The following is a 15,822-nucleotide window of genomic DNA, read 5'->3' on the forward strand; positions in this document are numbered from 1 at the left end:
TGCCCCCGCGCGGCGCCGCCCGGTCGGCCGCGGGCGGCGTGCGGGTGGTCCGCGACGGCGACGACCGGCTCCTGGTCTACGGCATGGCCTGCGCCGCCGTCGGGGAGCTGGCCCACCGCCACGGCATCGCCGTGCACCGGCTCGCCGACGAGGCCGCGGGGCCGCCCCCGGCCGAGCGGCCGGCCCCCGGTTCCGCCGACACCGGCCGGGCGGCCGGCCGGGCGGACGGCCACCCGGAGGCCGACCCGGAGGCGGCCCGCCCGTCCGGCTGGGGCCCGGTGCTCCCCGAGCTCCCGCCGCCCGGTCCGGCCTGGCCGCTGCGCTACGAGCTGCGCCGGGCCACCAGCGTGCGGACCGGCTGGCTGATCGTCGCCGCCGGCCTGGCGGGCTCGTTCCTGCTGGCCGTGCTGCTGGCCCGTACCGGCGGCGCCGGGGATCTCTACCAGCTCACGGGCTGGCCCGCCGACCTGCCGCTGCCTCCGGTCGCGGTGGCCTCCGGGCTGCTCGGGGCCCTCGCCTTCGGCGAGGAGTTCCGCTACCCGGCGCTGGCCCCGGACCGGGACACGGTGCCGCGCTGCCCCACCCTGCTCGTCGCCAAGATGGCGGTCTGCGGGGTGGCCGCGGTGCTGCTCACGCTCGCCGTCCTGGCCCTCGACGGCGCCGGGCTGCTGCTGCTCTTCGGCGGCGAGTCCGTGCCGACGCCCGGCGACTGGCCCCCGCTGACGGCGAACGTGTGCGCGCTGGCTCTGGGCTGCTCGTGGGCCGGGCTGCTGGGCGCGGGCGTCTTCCGGTCCACCGCCTTCGGGCTCACCGCCGTCTTCGCGGTTCCGCTCGCCGCCGTACCGGTCGTGGAGCGGGCGATGAGCGAGCCGTCCCTGCGGTCGCTGGCGACGCTGCCGCACCGGCTGCGCGCACACGAACTGGACCGGCTGCCGTTCCTGCTGGAGCGGACGGCCTCGGTGCTGCTGCGCTTCGTCTCCCCGCCCGTCGGCCAGGCCATGGTGCTGTCGCTCGTCGGCCTGGTCTGCGCGTACGCGATCGCCGGGCGGGCCGGGCGGCGCGGCAGGGCGCGGCAGTGACCGGGCCCGCGCACCGGCGGGTCACCGGGCCCGCGGCGACGGCCGTGCTCCCGGGAACCGCCACGCGTCCGAGAACCGCCGTGCTCCCGGAGATCCCCGTCCTTCCGCGAGACCGCCGTGCTTCCCGGCATCGCCACCCGGTCGCACCGCGTCCCGCGACCCGGCCTCCCGCGGTCCCGCACCCGGTGGCTGCCGGGGGGCGCCGTCGGCGGCCGTGTCCCGGCCCGCGCCGCCGTTGCACCCCGCCGCGCGCCGGTCATCCGCCGGGGCGTGCGCGGCAGTCCACGGCACCCCGCGCGTTCGGCTACTCGATCCCCCGTGATGTCACTACTTCTGTCCCGTTGAGGCGTCAATTGTAGGGTAATGGTCGATCACCCTTTCGTGTGCTTTTCACCAAAGACCTCAAGGGTCTTCGGGGCGTCGCCGACAAAGGATGCGTGAGTACCCTTGCGCACACCACGATGACCGCGGCTCGCCCCGCCGACTCCGGCCTCGCCGGTCCGGGCGAGCTCGACCGTTACCCCTACACCGACGTCCCCGGCGCTGAGCGCGGCGGCGCCCACTCCTGGGAGGGCTCCGACGCGGAGATCGGCCGCGTGGGCCGGCGCGCGGCCGGCAACCGCGGCCGCGGCCTGCACGGCCAACTGGTCCAGCAGCTCGGCCAGATGATCGTTTCCGGGGACCTGGGCGCCGACCGGCCCCTCGTCCCGGAGGAGATCGGCCAGCGGTTCGAGGTCTCCCGCACCGTCGTCCGCGAGTCGCTGCGCGTGCTGGAGGCCAAGGGCCTGGTCAGCGCCCGGCCCAACGTCGGCACCCGGGTCCGACCCGTCAGCGACTGGAACCTCCTCGACCCCGACATCATCGAGTGGCGGGCGTTCGGCCCCCAGCGCGACGACCAGCGCCGCGAGCTGTGCGAGCTGCGCTGGATCATCGAGCCGCTGGCCGCCCGGCTCGCCGCGGGCCACGGCCGCGAGGACGTGCAGCAGCGGCTCGCCGACATGGCCGAGATCATGGGCCACGCACTGGCGCAGGGCGACACCCTCACCTTCTCCCGCGCCGACGCCGAGTTCCACGCGCTGCTGCTCCAGATCGGGGGCAACCGCATGCTGGAGCACCTGGCCGGGATCGTCGCCGCCGCCCTGCACGTCTCCGGCGCCCCGGTCACCGGCTGCGACCGGCTGACCGAGGCCGGTGTCGGCCACCACCACCGGATCGTCGAGGCGATCGGCACGGGCGACGCCGCTGGGGCCGAGGCCGCGATGCGCCAACTGCTCGCCGTCCATCCCGACCTCGACCACCCCGAGGTCGGCGTGCCCGCGCCGCGCGAGCACTGACCGGACCGTACGGCGTACGGCAAGCGGCGTCGCCGGATCCCGTCCGCGGGTTCGGCGGCGCGGCGCGCGCCCTGGTGGCCAGGGGAGTTCCGCCTGGTCAGCGGGCTGACCCGGCGTGCCGCGCGGTGCGCCCGCCCGGCACGGGTCGACCAGCATGGAGCAATCTGTCCGCTTCTGCGGGTTTATCGCCCCTATGTGGTGTGACTCGGGCCACGAGGATTGGGCGTAACGCTCCTTAGGGCAGCGCGATGATTAAAGAGGTGGTAGCCGCGAAGGGAATACGGAGGTCGTCCGCGACGCTGTAGCTCCCCCGCGCCTCCCCACCCGCGCCGTCGGTCCATCCCTGCCGGCGGTCGTCGGTTCCGGTCCCTTCCGGGGCCGTGCCGGAAGCCGTTTCCATCGTTCCGAGAGGTTGTTCGTGTCGGCCAGCACATCCCGTACGCTCCCCCCGGAGATCGCCGAGTCCGAGTCTGTCATGGCGCTCATCGAGCGGGGAAAGGCTGAGGGGCAGATCGCCGGCGATGACGTGCGTCGGGCCTTCGAAGCTGACCAGATTCCGCCAACCCAGTGGAAGAACGTTCTGCGCAGCCTCAACCAGGTCCTCGACGAGGAGGGTGTGACGCTGATGGTCAGTGCGGCAGAGGCGCCCAAGCGCACCCGTAAGAGCGTCGCGGCGAAGACTCCGGCCAAGCGCACCGCCACCAAGACGGTCGCGGCCAAGCCGGCCGCCCCGGCGAAGAAGGCCCCGGCGGCTCCGGCCGCCCCCGTGGCCGAGGTGGCGGACGGCGTGGCCGACGAGGCCGCCGCGGCGCCCGCCAAGAAGGCGTCCGCGAAGAAGGCCGCGGCCAAGAAGACGACGGCGGCGGCGAAGAAGACCGCCGCCGCCAAGAAGGCCGCCCCGGCGAAGAAGACCGCGGCCAAGAAGGACGCCGAGGAGCTGCTCGACGTCGAGGACGTGGCGGAGGACGTCGTCGGCAAGCCCGGTGTGGAGGGCGCCGAGGGCGAGCCCGAGAGCCAGGGGTTCGTGCTGTCCGACGAGGACGAGGACGACGCTCCTGCCCAGCAGGTGGCCGCGGCCGGTGCCACGGCCGACCCCGTCAAGGACTACCTCAAGCAGATCGGCAAGGTCCCGCTGCTCAACGCCGAGCAGGAGGTCGAGCTGGCCAAGCGCATCGAGGCGGGCCTGTTCGCCGAGGACAAGCTGGCCGGGTCCGACAAGCTCGCCCCCAAGCTCAAGCGCGAGCTGGAGATCATCGCCGAGGACGGCCGGCGCGCCAAGAACCACCTCCTGGAGGCCAACCTCCGCCTGGTGGTCTCCCTGGCCAAGCGGTACACCGGCCGCGGCATGCTCTTCCTCGACCTGATCCAGGAGGGCAATCTCGGCCTGATCCGCGCGGTGGAGAAGTTCGACTACACCAAGGGGTACAAGTTCTCCACGTACGCCACCTGGTGGATCCGGCAGGCGATCACCCGGGCGATGGCCGACCAGGCCCGTACGATCCGCATCCCGGTGCACATGGTCGAGGTGATCAACAAGCTCGCGCGCGTCCAGCGCCAGATGCTCCAGGACCTCGGCCGCGAGCCCACTCCGGAGGAGCTGGCCAAGGAGCTCGACATGACCCCGGAGAAGGTCATCGAGGTCCAGAAGTACGGCCGCGAGCCGATCTCCCTGCACACCCCGCTGGGCGAGGACGGCGACAGCGAGTTCGGCGACCTGATCGAGGACTCCGAGGCGGTCGTCCCGGCCGACGCGGTCAGCTTCACGCTGCTGCAGGAGCAGCTGCACTCCGTCCTCGACACGCTCAGCGAGCGCGAGGCGGGCGTGGTGTCCATGCGCTTCGGCCTCACCGACGGGCAGCCGAAGACGCTCGACGAGATCGGCAAGGTCTACGGGGTGACGCGTGAGCGTATCCGCCAGATCGAGTCGAAGACCATGTCGAAGCTGCGCCACCCGTCCCGCTCCCAGGTGCTGCGGGACTACCTCGACTGACCGTCCCACGCGCCCGAGGGCGCGGAGCGTCCGGACGTGACCGGCGGTGAGGCCCGGGGACCCTGCGAAGGGTCCCCGGGCCTCACCGTCTCCGCCTTGGCCCGCCGCTGTCCGATCACCCGTCCGCCCGTTCACCCGCCCGCCCCCTCCGGGGATGCGGTGCGGACGCGGATGGGTGACGCTGGGTGTGCGGTACGCTCCGTACAGTCAGGAGGCTGCATGCGCCCGCCGCTCCCCGCGTTCGTCGCCCCGATCGTCGCCGCTCTCGTCCTGCCGTTCGCCGGACCCGCCGCCGCGCCCGCCGCGGCGGCGGGGGCCGTGGTCGGCGGCCGGCCGGTCCGTACCGCTGACGCCCCCTGGGCGGTGGCGCTGGCCAGCCGGGAGCGGTTCGGCGACGACCGCGCCGGGCAGTTCTGCGGCGGCGCCGTGGTCGGCCCCACGACGGTCCTCACGGCGGCCCACTGCCTCAGCCGCGCCGTGCTGGGCACCGACTGGCGCTCGGTGGACGACCTGCGGGTCATCGCGGGCCGGGACGACCTGCGGGGAGACGACGGCCAGGAGGTGCCGCTGCGGCGCGTGTGGGTGAACCCGGGCTACGACTCGTCGCGCAAGGCCGGGGACGTCGCCGTACTCACCCTGAGCCGGCCGCTGCCGAAGGGCCAGGGTGTGCCCATGGCGCCGCGGGGGGACTCGGCGTACGAGTCGGGCACGCGCGCGCAGGTGTACGGCTGGGGGGACACCAGCGGGGCCAGCGCCTACGCGCCCGCGCTGCGGGCCGCGGACGTGCGGGTGCTGCCGGACTCGGTGTGCGAACGCGCCTACCCGGGAGAGTCGGGCACGTCCTACCATGCCGCGTCCATGGTGTGCGCGGGGCTGCCGGGCGGCGGGCGGGACGCCTGCCAGGGCGACAGCGGCGGGCCGCTGGTGGCGCGCGGGCGGCTGGTGGGCCTGGTGTCGTGGGGGAGCGGCTGCGGCACGCCCGGCAGGCCGGGCGTCTACACGCGCGTGTCGGCGGTGGAGACGCTGGTCGGCGCCCACCGCCGCTGACGGCGGCGTACGCCGCGAGCGCCGCCGCGGGCCGGAGGCGGCGCCGACGGCCCGGTGGCCGCGCGGGCCCGGCGGCAGCCGGTGCGGCGCCGCGACGGCAACGGGCGGCCGCCCCGTCGCCGGGTNGGTGGAGACGCTGGTCGGCGCCCACCGCCGCTGACGGCGGCGTACGCCGCGAGCGCCGCCGCGGGCCGGAGGCGGCGCCGACGGCCCGGTGGCCGCGCGGGCCCGGCGGCAGCCGGTGCGGCGCCGCGACGGCAACGGGCGGCCGCCCCGTCGCCGGGTAGGCCGCCCGTCGGCACCGGCCCTGGGCCGGCTCCGCTCGTCGTCGTGGATGAGAGGTGTCAGCGCTCGCCTTCGGGTGCGGACGCCGGAACGGCGGTCAGTCGCTCCGTCTCGTCCTGTATCTCGGCTGCGATCTTCTTGAGCTCCGGCTCGAACTTACGTCCGTGATGGGCGCAGAAGAGCAGCTCACCGCCGGTCGCCAAGACGACGCGCAGGTATGCCTGGGCGCCGCAGCGGTCGCAGCGATCGGCGGCCGTCAACGGGCTCGCGGGGGTCAGAACAGTAGTCACGTCGCCTCTTCTCTAGCTCGACGAGCTGGCGTACCAGGGTCAACATCCAACCGGGCCGGAAACGTTCCCGATGGTGGCTCTTTCTTGAAAATCCTTCTGGCTCGGCTGGATGGTGCCGGTTGGCGGCGAATGTGCCGTATTGCCTCGTTGCTACGGATTCGCGTCGCTTGGTCTGTCGTGTCCTCCGGTTCGGGTTGCCGGTTGTTCATGAGGACGTGCCCGGAGCCTAAATGGTTCATGCCTGAAAGGGAACGTGATGTGCACGTCACCCCAACGAGGGATCGAACGTACGAGCGAACGTCGACTAGCATGGTCGTGCCCCTGGGTGGCGGCACAACCGCTCTATCAAGCCTCGGTACGCTCTGTCCGGTTGCCGAAGCCACCACCGCGCCCCCAGCCGGGCCCGCCAGAATTCAGCGAGGAGCGAACCCGCGTGACCGCCGAGACGTCCGTGCCGTCCACCGCGTTGCTGTCCGGAGCCGACCGCAGCGGCTCCAACTACACCGCGCGGCACCTCCTGGTCCTCGAAGGGCTGGAGGCGGTGCGCAAGCGCCCCGGCATGTACATCGGCTCCACCGACAGCCGCGGCCTCATGCACTGCCTCTGGGAGATCATCGACAACGCCGTCGACGAGGCCCTGGGCGGCTTCTGCGACCGCATCGAGGTGATTCTGCACGACGACGGCTCGGTGGAGGTGCGGGACGACGGCCGGGGCATCCCGGTGGACGTCGAGCCGAAGACCGGCCTGTCCGGCGTCGAGGTGGTGATGACCAAGCTGCACGCGGGCGGCAAGTTCGGCGGCGGGTCGTACGCGGCCTCCGGCGGCCTGCACGGCGTGGGCGCGTCCGTGGTGAACGCGCTGTCCGCCCGGCTCGACGTGGAGGTCGACCGGGACGGCGCCACCCACTCGATCAGCTTCCGGCGCGGCGTGCCCGGCATCTTCACCGAGTCCGGCCCCGAGGCCCCCTTCGACCCGTCCAGCGGCCTGCTCAAGAGCAAGCGCGTCCCGAAGAGCCGCACCGGCACCCGCGTCCGCTACTGGGCCGACCGGCAGATCTTCCTCAAGGACGCCAGGCTCTCCCTGGAGACGCTGTACGCCCGCGCGCGCCAGACGGCGTTCCTGGTGCCGGGGCTCACCCTGGTCGTGCGCGACGAGCGGCAGCTGGACCGGCCGGGCGGCGAGGAGGGCGGGAGCACCGAGGAGGTCTTCCGGTACGACGGCGGCATCAGCGAGTTCTGCGAGTACCTGGCGCCGGACAAGGCCGTGTGCGACGTGCTGCGGCTGACCGGCCAGGGCACCTTCAAGGAGACCGTGCCCGTCCTGGACGACCGCGGCCACATGACGCCCACCGAGGTCACGCGCGAGCTCGGCGTCGACATCGCGCTGCGCTGGGGCACCGGGTACGACACCACCGTCAGGTCGTTCGTCAACATCATCGCCACCCCCAAGGGCGGCACCCACGTGGCCGGCTTCGAGCGCGCGGTCACCCGCACGCTCAACGAGGCCCTGCGCGCCGCCAAGCTGCTGCGCGTGGCCGAGGACGACGTCGTCAAGGACGACGCCATGGAGGGCCTGACCGCGGTGGTCACCGTGCGGCTCGCCGAGCCGCAGTTCGAGGGCCAGACCAAGGAGGTGCTCGGCACCTCGGCCGCCTCCCGGATCGTGGCGGCGGTGCTCTCCAAGGAGCTGAAGGCCTTCCTGACCTCCGCCAAGCGGGACACCAAGCAGCAGGCCCGCGCCGTGCTGGAGAAGGTCGTCGCCGCGGCCCGCACGCGCATCGCGGCCCGCCAGCACAAGGAGGCGCAGCGCCGCAAGACGGCCCTGGAGACCTCCTCGCTGCCGGCCAAGCTGGCCGACTGCCGCAGCGACGACGTCGACCGCAGCGAGCTGTTCATCGTGGAGGGGGACTCCGCGCTCGGCACCGCCAAGCTCGCGCGGAACTCCGAATTCCAGGCCCTGCTGCCGATCCGCGGCAAGATCCTGAACGTGCAGAAGTCCTCGGTCTCCGACATGCTCAAGAACGCCGAGTGCGGCGCGATCATCCAGGTGATAGGAGCCGGGTCCGGGCGCACCTTCGACATCGACCAGGCCCGCTACGGCAAGGTGATCTTCCTGGCCGACGCCGACGTCGACGGCGCGCACATCCGCTGCCTGCTGCTCACCCTGTTCCAGCGCTACATGCGGCCGATGGTGGAGCAGGGCCGGGTCTTCTCGGCCGTGCCGCCGCTGCACCGGGTCGAGCTGGTCAACCCGCGCAAGGGCCAGGGCAAGTACCTGTACACCTACTCCGACAGCGAGCTGCAGGACACCCTGCTGGAGCTCCAGCGCACCGGCGTGCGCTACAAGGACGGCATCCAGCGCTACAAGGGCCTCGGAGAGATGGACGCCGACCAGCTCGCCGAGACCACGATGGACCCGCGCCACCGGACCCTGCGGCGCATCAACATCGGCGACCTGGAGACGGCCGAGCGGGCGTTCGAGCTGCTGATGGGCAACGAGGTCGCGCCGCGCAAGGAATTCATCACCAACTCCGCCTCGACCCTGGACCGGGCCAGGATCGACGTCTGACCCGCGGCGCAGCGAACGGGCCGCGAGGGGGGAGCCCGCCCGGAGCGCCCTTTCGGGACGAGCCGCGGGGAGCGGCGCGGCGTCCGGGGTTCCCTCGGGCGGTCCGCCGTGCCACGGTGGCTCCCGCGACGGAGAACCGGCAGGCGGGGGCGGGACGTCTCCCCTGCCGCCAGAAGACAGCGTGGGACCGAAGCGCGTTCCGGGGCACGGGGGGCAGGTCAGGCATGGAAAGCGTGGGACGGCGGAGGCCAGGCCCACCCGAGGGGCCGGGGCCCGAGGACGTGACCGTCGTGCTGCCCGCCACCATCGGCCCGTACGTGGTGATGCGACCGCTCGGCGGCGGCGGGATGGGCCTGGTGTCCCTGTGCCGGACCGCCTCGGGACGGCTGGTGGCGGTCAAGCAGGTGCGGGAGGAGTATGCCGACGATCCCGCGTTCCGCAGCCGCTTCCGCCGGGAGGTGGCTGCCGCGCGGCGGGTCAGCGGCGTGTACACGGTGCCCGTGGTGGACGCCGACACCGACGCGCACCGGCCGTGGGTGGCTTCGGCGTACGTCCCCGGGCCGACCCTCGACCAGGCGGTACGCCTCTGCGGCTCCTTCCAGGAGTCCGCACTGCGTGCGCTCGGGACCGGGCTGGCCGAGGCGCTCCAGGCCGTTCACGCCGCCGGGCTCGTGCACCGCGACCTCAAGCCCGGCAACGTGCTGCTCGCTGCCGACGGCCCGCGCGTGATCGACTTCGGCATCAGCAAGGCCCTCGGCGAGACCCGTCTGACGGGCACCGGCACCGTGCTCGGCTCACCCGCGTTCATGGCGCCCGAGCAGGTCGCCTCCTCCCACGACGTCGGCCCGGAGGGGGACGTCTTCGCGCTGGCCGGGCTGATCGTGTACGCGGCGTGCGGAGAGGGCCCGTTCGGGCCCGGCGACGAGGGAGTACCGCACCGGATCGTGACGGCCGAGCCCGACCTGTCCGGCGTGCCCGTCGCCCTGCACCCGCTGCTCCAGCACTGCCTGGACAAGACCCCGGCCCGGCGTCCCGCCCTGGAGGAGGTCCTGGCCGGGCTCTCTCCCGCAGACCCGGAGGCCCTGCTGCTCCCGGCGCTGCGGGAGGACCTTGCGGCGCGGGCCCGCGACGCGGAGCTGATGGCCGTCGCCCCGCCGCCGCCCGGGCGGGCGCCGGGCGGCAAGGAGCCACGGCTCAGCCGCCGCAAGGCGCTGATCGGCGGGCTGTCGGTGGTGGGCGCGCTCGCGGCGGGGGGCGTGGCCGTGGCGCTCAGGGGCGGAGGCGGCGACGGGGGCGGCACGAAGAATCCCGACAGCGGCAAGCCGCTCGGCACGAACGTGCCGACGGTCCGGCTCACCGACCCGCCCGCACCGCTGTGGGCGGTGCCGGGCCCCGCCACCTCCGCGATACCCGACCTGCGGGCCGTCGGCTCGGTGGTGGTGCTGCGCGACTCGGCGTACACGGCGGCGTTCGACGCCGCGTCCGGCGCGGTCCGCTGGGGGCACGGCACCCGGGCCGACGGGCGGCCGGTGAGCGGCGACGACCCGTTCACCACCAAGGCCCTCGTCGTCGGCGTCACCGACACCAGGGTGATCGACTGGCGCATGGGCATGGACCGGTCCTTCACTCTGCGGTACGAGCTGGAGGACGTGGACCCCGCCACCGGTCGCGTACGGTCCAAGATCGCCCTGCTGTCCGGCAACGTGAGCCCTTCCGGACTCCTCGCCGACTACGGCAGCACCGTCTACTGCCTGGTCGGCACCTCCCGGGGAAGCGTCATCGCGCCTACCCCCGGCGCCACCCCGGACTACCAGGTCACCCAGACCGCCGCCGCCATCGACCTGGGCGGGGGCGGCAGGAGCGGCATCCGCTGGCAGAAGCCCATCGTCCCCAACTCCCTGTCCACCTCGCGCTACGCCGCCGACCGCCGCGGCTTCTACTACACCGAGGACACCGACTCCGGCCTGACGGTGCACGCCCTGGACGCCGCGCGGGGCACGCCCCGCTGGTCCCGCGACGTCCCCGCCGACCCCGACAGCCACCTGCCCGGCTACATGCAGGGCGGGCAGCTCGTCTCCTCCCTGGCGGTGGCCGGCGGCCTGCTCGTCACCGTCAACGTCAAGGGCGGCATGACCGCGTACGACACGGCGAGCGGGGAACGCCGCTGGTCGGTGCCCATGACCGCGGCGGCCGCCCCGGTCGTGGTCGGCGACCTGGTGCTGACCCACGACCTCAGCCGCGTCTACGCCGTCGACCTGCGCACCGGCACGGTCAGGTGGCGCGTGTCGAGCCCTGTGCAGCTGTCCACCTACAGCCTCGTGGGCCGCACCGTCGCCGCGTCGCGGGAGGCCACCGCGGTCCTGTTCGACACCTTCACGATGGACGCGAGCGGCACGTCCATGTCCGGCGGTACGGCCGGCTGCCTGGTCCTGCGCACCTCGGACGGCAAGCAGCTGTGGGCGCTGCGCCAGAAGCCCCGCCCGGGCCCCGGCGCCTCGCCGTCGCCGTCCGTCATCGGGGGCGGAGCTTCCCGGGGGCTGGACGCGTGGAGCGTGGCGGTGCGCGGCGGCACGGTGTTCGTCAGCGGCGGCGGCCAGGTCCGCGCGTACCGGGCCGACGCCCGGTGACCGTGGCCCCGCCGTCCCCCGCGCCGCTCCCGGCGACGGTCGGCCCGTACCGCGTGATCCGCCTGCTCGGCTCCGGCGGCATGGGCCGGGTGTACCTCGCCGCGACCCGGGCCGGGCGGCCGGTGGCGGTCAAGGTCGTACGGGAGAGCTACGCCCAGGACCCGCGCTTCAGGGAGCGGTTCCGCGCGGAGACGGAGGCCGCCTTCAAGGTCGGCGGCGCCTTCACCGCGCCCGTCCTGGCGGCCGACCCCGATGCGGCCCGGCCCTGGCTGGCCACCGCCTACCTGCCCGCGCCCTCCCTGAGCGACGCCGTCGCCGCGCACGGAGCGATGCCGGAGCAGACGGTGCGCTCGCTGGCCGCGGGGCTCGCCGAGGCGCTGGCCGCGATCCACGCGGCGGGCCTGGTGCACCGCGACCTGAAGCCCTCCAACGTCCTGCTGGCCGACGACGGCCCCCGGGTCATCGACTTCGGCATCGCACGCGCCGTGGACGGGGCGGCGCTCACGGGCACGGGGCAGATGCTCGGCACCGCCGGTTACATGCCGCCCGAGCAGATCTCCGGGCGCACCTGCACGGCGGCCGGGGACGTCTTCTCGCTCGGCGCCACCCTCGCGTTCGCCGCCGGCGGGCGCGGCGCGTTCGGATCGAGCGGACTGCACGTCGTGCTGTACCGCACCGTGCACGAGGAGCCGGACCTGGAGGGCGTACCGCCTGTCCTGCGTGCAGCCCTCGCGGCGTGCCTGGTGAAGGAGCCGTGGCAGCGCCCCCGCGTGCCGCAGCTCGGGGCGCTGTTCGGCGCGCCGGGACTGCCGGGCTCCGGCTGGCTGCCCGAGCCCGTGGAGCGGGACGTACGGCGGCGCGAGGAGACGGCGCGGGAGGCACTGGCGCACACCCGGGCCCGCCGGTGGGGGCGGCGCCGGGTGCTGGCGGCGGCGGGCGGCGGCCTCGCGGCGGCGGCCCTCACCGGCTGGTACGTCACCGGAGGCGACGCGTCCGGAAACCGGCCGAAGCCGCCCCGCCTCCTGTGGCGCAGGCGGCTCCCCGAGGACTTCCCCCGTGTGTGGACCGCGTCCGGCGGACGGCTCCTGCTCTCCGATCGGAACGCGGCGGGGGCCGCCGCCCTCGACCCGGACACAGGCGCGGTCCTGTGGCAGAGCAAGCCGTACGGAACTGCCGCCTCCGCGACGGACGGGCGCACCGTGTACACCGTCGAGCTGGACGGCGCCGTGCACGCCCGCGATCTCGCCGCCGGCGCCCGGCGCTGGCGCTTCACCCCGCCCGGCGACGACAGCCCCGAGGCCATGGACCTGGCCGTGCGGGCGGGGGCCGGCGGCTGGGCGTACGTCACGTCGGTGCGCACCGGCGGCCTGTACGGCCTCGACGGCGACGGCAGGACGCGCTGGCACCGCGACGCCCCACGCACCACCGTCCACCCCCGCGGCAGCGTGCTGCTGTGCGTGACGCGTCCCCAGGGCGGCGCGGACTACCGGCGCACCGTCCACGCCCTGGACGCGCGCTCCGGCGAGGACCTGTGGCGCTACCCGACGGACGTCTTCGCCATCGGCCGGGAGCCGGGCAGCCGCCTCGCTGTCGCCCTGCTCCACGACACGGCCGAGCTGACCGGCCTGCGCCTGTCCGACGGCCGCCCGCTGTGGAAGGTCCCCAGCGGCCTCGACCCCGGCGACCGGATCACCGGCGAATCGCTCGCGGCCACGGCGTCCCTCACCCCGGACGGCAGGACGCTGCTCTTCCAGCAGAGCCTGGCGAACGGCGCGTTCGCGGCGGTGGACGCGGACACCGGCAGAACCCTGTGGCGGGCGCGCCCGTCGGCCGTCCAGCAGCTGACACCCGTCGGCGCGACGCTGTTCACCACCGTGGCGCCCCCGGTCGGCACGGACATCACCGCGGGGCACGGCCCGCTGACCGCGTACGGCCTGCGGGACGGACACCGGCTGTGGAGCACGGCGGACCTGGGCAGAGGCCTGACCCAGGTGCTCGGCGACACAGGCGGTCTCGTGCTGCTCGGCGTCGCCGGCGGCAGCCGCCCCGGCCTGTACGGACACGCCCTCGCCGGCGGCCGGCGCGTCTGGAGCCTCCCGTACGCGGGTGACGCTCCGCCTGCGGCCCCCTGGACGGCGGCGACCTCGGGCACCCGCACATGGGTCTCGGACGGCGCCACCCTCCTGGCCTTCGCGCGGGCCACCGCGTGACCGTCGGCCACAGCCGGTCCGCGCGGAGCACAGGCGGCGTACGTCGCCTGTTGGGGTGAATGTCCCTTATTTGGGTTCCACGGCCCCTGGGCTCCGCCCATCCTTGGGCACGCGGTGAACGCGCCGGCCCCGTGCCGGCGAGCCCAAGGAGAGCCGAGTGGACATGCACAACGGGCGCGAGGCCGTGGCGACCCGCCCCGGCGCCCCCCGGAACGCGCGGGGGAGCGCCCTCGCCGTCGCAGCGGGCCCGCGGCCGGCCGCCGCCGGGCCGGGGACCGGTCGGTACGCCGGACCGGACGCCCCGCCGGAACCAGCCCCCCAGGCCGCGCCGGGCGGCGGCCGGGCGGACGGCGCGGCGGACGGCCCGGCCCCGCCGGAGCCCGCGGCCGCCGGCCCCGCCGACGTCTACCTGCGGGTGCACGCCGACCCCGCCTTCCAGGAGGTGCGCCGGCGCCACCGCCGCTTCGTGCTGCCCGCCACGGCCGCCTTCCTGTCCTGGTACGGGGCGTACGTGGCCGCGGCGGCCTTCGCTCCCGGGCTGATGGGCCGCCGGGTCGCGGGCGCGCTGAACGTCGCGATGCTCACCGGCCTCGCCCAGTTCGCCACCACCACCCTGCTGGCCTGGGCCTACGCGCGCCACGCACGGCTGCGCCGGGACCGCGCCGCGCTGGAGCTGCGCTGGGTCGCCCAGGAGCTGATCCGGGAGCCTCCGCGGTGACCGGCAACCACGAGGGCCTGGCGCTCCTGCTCTTCGGCGCCTTCGTCGCCGTCACGCTCGGCATCACCCGGTGGGCGAGCCGCCGCCGCGGCTCGCCGGAGGAGTTCTACGCCGGCGGGCGGCTGTTCTCACCGCTGGAGAACGGCCTGGCCATCGCGGGCGACTACGTGTCCGCCGCGTCCTTCCTCGGCATCTCCGGCCTCATCGCGCTGTACGGCTACGACGGGATGCTCTACTGCGTCGGCTTCTTCGTCTCCTGGCTGCTGGTGCTGCTGCTCGTCGCCGAACTGGTGCGCAACTGCGGCCGCTTCACCCTCGCCGACGTCGTCGCCGCGCGGATGCGCGGGAGCGCGGTCCGCGTCGCCGTGGGCACCTCGTCGGTGACCGTGTCCGTGCTCTACCTCGTCGCCCAGATGGTCGGCGCGGGCAGCCTGGTCGCCGTCCTGTTCGGCGAGACCGGCGCGCACGCCCGGATCTGGGCGATCACCGGCGTCGGCGCGCTGACGGTCGTCTACGTGGCCTGCGGCGGCATGCGCGCCACCACCTGGATCCAGATCGTCAAGGCGGTCCTGCTGATGATCGGCGCGTTCGTGCTGACCGCCCTGGTGCTGCTGCGCTTCCACGGCGACCTGAACGCCATGCTCACCCGCGCCGCCGAGCGCAGCGGGCACGGCGGGGACTTCCTCGCGCCGGGGCTGACCTACGGCGACGGCTGGGCCGCCCGGCTGGACTTCGTGGGTGTCGGCCTCGCGCTCGTCCTCGGCACGGCCGGGCTGCCGCACATCCTCGCCCGCTTCTCCACCGTGCCCACCGCCCCGGCCGCCCGCCGCTCGGCCCTCTGGTCCATCGGCCTGATCGGCGGCTTCTACCTGATGACGGTCGTCCTCGGCTTCGGCGCGGCCGCCGTCCTGGGCGGCGACGCCGTACGGGCCTCGGACGCGGCGGGGAACACCGCGGTCCCGCTGCTGGCCATCGACCTCGGCGGCGGCGCGGGCTCCACCGGCGGCACGGTGCTGCTCGCGACCGTCGCCGCGGTCGCCTTCTCCACCATCCTCGCCGTCGTCGCCGGGATCACCCTCGCGTCCTCCGCGTCGGCCGCCCACGACCTGTACGCCTCGCTCAGCCGCCGCGCGGCCCGCGGGCGCGCGCCCCGCGACGAGGTGGCCGTCGCGCGCGTCGCGGCGTGCGCCGTGGGCGGCCTGACGATCGTGCTCGGGCTGCTGGCCAAGGACCTCAACGTCGCCCTGCTCGTCGCGATCGCCTTCTCCGTCGCCGCCTCCGCAAACCTGCCGGTGCTGCTGTACGCGCTGTTCTGGCGGCGGTTCACGGCGCGCGGCGCGCTGTGGGCGGTGTACGGAGGGCTGCTGCCCGCCCTCGCGCTGGTGGTGCTCTCCCCGGTGGTCTCCGGCCGCCCCGAGGCGGTGTTCCCGGGCGCGGACTTCGCCCTCTTCCCGCTGCGCACCCCCGGCCTGGTCTCCATCCCCCTCGGCTTCCTCGCGGGCTGGCTGGGTTCGGTCACCTCGCGGGAGTCCGCCGACCGCGCGCGGGAGCACGCCGCGCGGCACGCGGAGGCCGAGGTCCGGGCCCTCACCGGCGCGGGCGCGGCCTGAGCCCGCCGCCCCGGCCGGGGCAGGCCACGGGCCGTGCGGGCGCACCCCGGCGCCCGCAGGCCG

The 15,822-nt window shown here is 74.8% G+C and carries 9 protein-coding genes and 1 pseudogene; 9 read left to right on the top strand and 1 reads right to left on the bottom strand.

The genetic code is table 11. The annotated features are described in order from the left end of the window. The 4 genes and pseudogenes from RKE29_RS19345 to RKE29_RS19360 form a co-directional block, all read left to right on the top strand. Window positions 1-1,079 (top strand): annotated as a pseudogene (locus tag RKE29_RS19345) (ABC transporter); the annotation flags it as partial. Window positions 1,080-1,462: 383 nt separating this feature from the next. Beyond that, on the top strand, window positions 1,463-2,413 hold the full coding sequence (locus RKE29_RS19350) for a FadR/GntR family transcriptional regulator (protein ID WP_312006702.1): 951 nt from the start codon (window positions 1,463-1,465) through the stop codon (window positions 2,411-2,413). Between the two features lie 418 nt (window positions 2,414-2,831). Beyond that, window positions 2,832-4,403, top strand: coding sequence for an RNA polymerase sigma factor (locus RKE29_RS19355; RefSeq protein ID WP_312006703.1), 1,572 nt, complete (start codon window positions 2,832-2,834; stop codon window positions 4,401-4,403). Window positions 4,404-4,622: 219 nt separating this feature from the next. Next, window positions 4,623-5,450 (top strand): serine protease, encoded by an 828-nt coding sequence (locus tag RKE29_RS19360; RefSeq protein ID WP_312006705.1) that lies wholly within the window; start codon window positions 4,623-4,625, stop codon window positions 5,448-5,450. Between the two features lie 344 nt (window positions 5,451-5,794). On the opposite strand, the gene RKE29_RS19365 is transcribed toward RKE29_RS19360, so the two are convergent. Next, on the bottom strand, window positions 5,795-6,025 hold the full coding sequence (locus RKE29_RS19365) for a hypothetical protein (RefSeq protein WP_312006706.1): 231 nt from the start codon (window positions 6,023-6,025) through the stop codon (window positions 5,795-5,797). A gap of 433 nt (window positions 6,026-6,458) precedes the next feature. Between RKE29_RS19365 and RKE29_RS19370 the strand changes: the two genes are divergently transcribed. The 5 genes from RKE29_RS19370 to RKE29_RS19390 all read left to right on the top strand — a co-directional run bounded on the left by RKE29_RS19370 (window position 6,459) and on the right by RKE29_RS19390 (window position 15,759). Continuing rightward, window positions 6,459-8,594: a DNA topoisomerase IV subunit B gene (locus RKE29_RS19370; RefSeq protein WP_312006707.1), complete on the top strand. Its 2,136-nt coding sequence runs from the start codon at window positions 6,459-6,461 to the stop codon at window positions 8,592-8,594. Window positions 8,595-8,875: 281 nt separating this feature from the next. Next, window positions 8,876-11,221 carry a PQQ-binding-like beta-propeller repeat protein gene (locus tag RKE29_RS19375; protein WP_312006709.1) on the top strand — a complete coding sequence of 782 codons (2,346 nt, stop codon included), beginning with the start codon at window positions 8,876-8,878 and terminating at the stop codon, window positions 11,219-11,221. A gap of 2 nt (window positions 11,222-11,223) precedes the next feature. Further along, complete coding sequence (locus tag RKE29_RS19380; RefSeq protein ID WP_312006710.1) at window positions 11,224-13,431, top strand: PQQ-binding-like beta-propeller repeat protein; 2,208 nt, start codon at window positions 11,224-11,226, stop codon at window positions 13,429-13,431. A 157-nt stretch (window positions 13,432-13,588) separates the two neighbouring features. Then, window positions 13,589-14,149: a DUF485 domain-containing protein gene (locus RKE29_RS19385; RefSeq protein WP_312006711.1), complete on the top strand. Its 561-nt coding sequence runs from the start codon at window positions 13,589-13,591 to the stop codon at window positions 14,147-14,149. Continuing rightward, a complete protein-coding gene (locus RKE29_RS19390) occupies window positions 14,146-15,759 on the top strand; it encodes a cation acetate symporter (protein ID WP_312006712.1) in 1,614 nt (537 codons plus the stop codon). Before RKE29_RS19385 ends, RKE29_RS19390 begins: the two co-directional genes overlap by 4 nt. Window positions 15,760-15,822 lie beyond the last annotated feature (63 nt).

The sequence above is a fragment of the Streptomyces sp. B1866 genome, assembly GCF_031932565.1.
GTDB lineage: Bacteria > Actinomycetota > Actinomycetes > Streptomycetales > Streptomycetaceae > Streptomyces.